The following is a 3,495-nucleotide window of genomic DNA, read 5'->3' as shown; positions in this document are numbered from 1 at the left end:
GCGGCGGGTGACTCAGGGGGTGTCGGGGGGCAACCCCCCGGAACCCCGCCCGTCAAGAAGCGGGTCCCGGGAGTCGGGAGTGAGCTGCGGCACACCTGCCGTAAAGTTGGCGCCGGTCGATACCTGACCGCGGCAGATCGGAAGGGCAGCAGGCGTGACCGTCGACGACACGGGCTCAGGCGAGGGCGTACACCCCGCCCCCGACGGCGGGCCCGGCCGCACCGCTGGGTCCGTGGCCGCCCGTGACGGCGGGGCGGAGGACGCGGTGCCGGACGGCGCGAGGAACATCTCCGGAGTGCCCGAGGTCCCCGAGGTGGACGAGAAGGGCGAGGACGACGCGGAGAAGGACCCGCTCGCCCTCCGCCTCGAACAGCTCATCCTCGGCGCGGACCGCCGCTACACCCCCTTCCAGGCCGCCCGCAGCGCCGGCGTCTCGATGGAGCTGGCGTCCCGCTTCTGGCGGGCCATGGGCTTTCCCGACATCGGCCAGGCCAAGGCGCTGACCGAGGCGGACGTGCTGGCCCTGCGCCGCCTCGCGGGCCTCGTGGAGGCGGGCCTGCTGAGCGAGGCCATGGCCGTGCAGGTGGCCCGGTCGACGGGGCAGACCACCGCCCGGCTCGCCGAGTGGCAGATCGACTCCTTCCTGGAGGGACTCACCGAGCCGCCCGAGCCCGGCATGACCCGCACCGAGGTCACGTACCCGCTGGTCGAACTGCTCCTGCCCGAGCTGGAGGAGTTCCTCGTCTACGTGTGGCGGCGCCAGCTCGCCGCCGCCACCGGCCGCGTCGTGCAGGCCGCGGACGACGAGGAGATGGTGGACCGGCGGCTCGCCGTCGGCTTCGCCGACCTCGTCGGCTTCACCCGGCTGACCCGGCGTATGGAGGAGGAGGAGCTCGGCGAACTCGTCGAGGCCTTCGAGACGACCGCCGCGGACCTCGTGGCCGCCCACGGCGGACGGCTCATCAAGACCCTCGGCGACGAAGTCCTCTACGCCGCCGACGACGCAGGCGTGGCCGCTGAGATCGCGCTCCGCCTCATCGAGACGATGGCCAACGACGAGACGATGCCGGAGCTGCGCGTCGGCATCGCCTTCGGAACCGTGACGACCCGCATGGGCGACGTCTTCGGCACGACGGTGAACCTCGCGAGCCGCCTGACGTCGATAGCGCCCCGCGACGCGGTCCTCGTGGACGGCGCGTTCGCGGAGGAGCTGACGCGCACGGGCGACGCGCCCGCCTCCGAGACACAGGCCGCGGAGGAGGCCGCCGCGGCGGAGAAGGAGGGCGAGGAGCCCCCCTCCTACCGTTTCGCCCTGCAGCCGATGTGGCAGCGCCCGGTCCGCGGCCTCGGCGTCGTGGAGCCGTGGCTGCTGGCGCGAAGGGGCTGAGGAGTCCCTTCCCCCGGGGCGGGCCCGGTGACATGATCCCCGGGTAACGGCCGTTAACCGGAGGTGGAGGAGCGTCATGGGCGACGAGCAGCGGTACGGGGAGTACGTGGCGGTCAGGCGGCACGGCCACGTCGTCGAGCTCGTCCTCGACCGCCCGAAGGCGATGAACGCCGTCTCCTCCGAGATGGCCCGGTCCATCGCCGCCGCCTGCGCCGCCCTCGCCGAGGACCACGACGCCCGCGTCGTCGTCCTGACCTCCACCCACGAGCGCGCCTTCTGCGTGGGCGCCGACCTGAAGGAGCGGAACTCCTTCAGCGACGACGAGTTGCGCCGCCAGCGCCCCACGACCCGTGCCTCGTACACCGGTGTCCTGGAGCTGCCCATGCCCACCGTCGCGGCCGTGCACGGCTTCGCGCTCGGCGGCGGGTTCGAGCTCGCGCTCTCCTGCGACATGATCGTCGCCGACCCGACCGCGGTCGTCGGACTCCCCGAGGTGTCCGTCGGCGTCATCCCCGGCGGCGGCGGCACACAGCTCCTGCCGCGCCGCGTGGGCGCCGCCCGCGCCGCCGAGCTGATCTTCTCGGCGCGCCGCGTGGAGGCCGCAGAGGCGAGGGAGTTGGGCCTGGTGGACCTGTTGGTCGAGGACGGGGAGGCCCGCACGGAGGCGCTGGCGCTCGGTGCCCGCATCGCGGCCAACTCGCCGGTCGGCCTGCGCGCGGCCAAGCGCGCCCTGCGCCTCGGGCACGGCCTCGACCTGCGGGCCGGTCTCGAGGTCGAGGACGCGGCGTGGCGCACGGTGGCGTTCTCGGCCGACCGGGCGGAGGGCGTCGCGGCCTTCAACGAGAAGCGGAAGCCGCAGTGGCCCGGGGAGTGACACCCCTGCGCCCCCGGCGACCCTTGGGCCCCGGAGCAGGTACGCCATGTCCCGAAGTTCCAAAATGCCGTAAACCTCCTAACCTGGGGAAATGGGAGAGGATGTCCGGCTGCGGGCCGTGGTCGAGCTGGCGCAGGGAATGGCCGCCGCGCATACGCCGCGCGAGTCCTGGCGGGCGGCCGCGCTCGGCGCCTGTCGCGCGCTGAGCGGGAGTTTCGCCGCGCTGTCCGTCTGGGAGCGGGACATGGGGCGGCTGCGGGTGCTGGTGAACGCGGGCCAACGCGTCCACGGCGAGGAGGAGTTCCCGGAGAGCGAGGCGTACCCCGTCCACCAGTTCCCGGAGATCACCGAGTTCCTGCACGAGCACTGGGCGGGCGGCGGCGAACCGCACGCCTGGGTCGAGACCGCCGAGGGCCCCGCGGACGCCCGCGAGCCCGGCTACTGCCACCAGCGCGTCGCCGCCCTGCGCCGCCGGGGCCGCGGCTGCTGCGTGGTCGCCCCGGTCGTGCTGCACGGGCGCGCGTGGGGCGAGCTGTACGTGGCGCGTCCGCCGGGCGCGCCGGTGTTCGAGCGGGCCGACGCGGACTTCGCGACGGTCCTCGCGGCCGTGGTGGCCGCCGGGATCGCGCAGACCGAGCGCCTGGAGGAGGCGCGCCGCCTGGCCTTCACGGACGCGCTCACGGGGCTCGCCAACCGCCGCGCGGTCGACCTCAGGCTCGACGAGGCGGTGGAGCGGCACCTCGCCGACGGGTCCGTGGTGAGCCTGGTCGTCTGCGACGTCAACGGACTCAAGCGGGTCAACGACACCCGGGGCCACGCGGTCGGCGACCGGCTCCTGGAGCGCTTCGGCTCGGTCCTCTCGCTCTGCGGCGCGATGCTGCCGGGGACGCTCGCGGCGCGCCTGGGCGGCGACGAGTTCTGCCTGGTCGCGGTGGGGGCGACCGCCGACGAGGTGGTACGGGTCGCCGACGAACTCTGCGTACGGGCCGCGGAGTTGGAGCTCGGCGACGGGGTCGCGTGCGGTGTGGCGTCGACCGGGGACCCCATCGGTGCGGTGCGCTCGGCCCGCCGCCTCTTCCGCCTCGCCGACGCGGCGCAGTACCGCGCGAAGGCCGCGCACGCGGCGAAGCCGGTGGTGGCGGGTCGCGAGGGCGTGGACGACCCGGTGGTTCGCCTCGCGGACGCGCCCGCGGGGGCGCACCGGGCGGGGGAGCGGCGCAAGTTCAGGGGGCGG

3 protein-coding genes are annotated in these 3,495 nt (G+C 74.7%); all 3 read left to right on the top strand.

From position 1 onward, the window contains the following. The first annotated feature begins 154 nt into the window (after positions 1-154). Entirely contained in the window at positions 155-1,387 is a 1,233-nt protein-coding gene (locus AOK03_RS33835; protein ID WP_107098183.1) for an adenylate/guanylate cyclase domain-containing protein, read from the top strand. 76 nt (positions 1,388-1,463) lie between these two features. Next, positions 1,464-2,261, top strand: coding sequence for an enoyl-CoA hydratase/isomerase family protein (locus AOK03_RS33830; protein ID WP_055569203.1), 798 nt, complete (start codon positions 1,464-1,466; stop codon positions 2,259-2,261). Between the two features lie 91 nt (positions 2,262-2,352). Next, positions 2,353-3,495 (top strand): GGDEF domain-containing protein (locus tag AOK03_RS33825; RefSeq protein WP_055569202.1); only part of this gene is annotated, 1,143 nt, incomplete at its 3' end.

The sequence above is a fragment of the Streptomyces atriruber genome, from assembly GCF_001418325.1.
Classification (GTDB): domain Bacteria; phylum Actinomycetota; class Actinomycetes; order Streptomycetales; family Streptomycetaceae; genus Streptomyces; species Streptomyces atriruber.
Note: the sequence above shows the minus strand (reverse complement) of the source record. Positions and strands in the feature narration are given on the sequence as shown.

Coding starts and splice junctions, on each gene's coding strand:
- AOK03_RS33830 (WP_055569203.1), top strand. CDS start 1,464: ATGGGCGACGAGCAGCGGTACGGGGAGTACGTGGCGGTCAGGCGGCAC.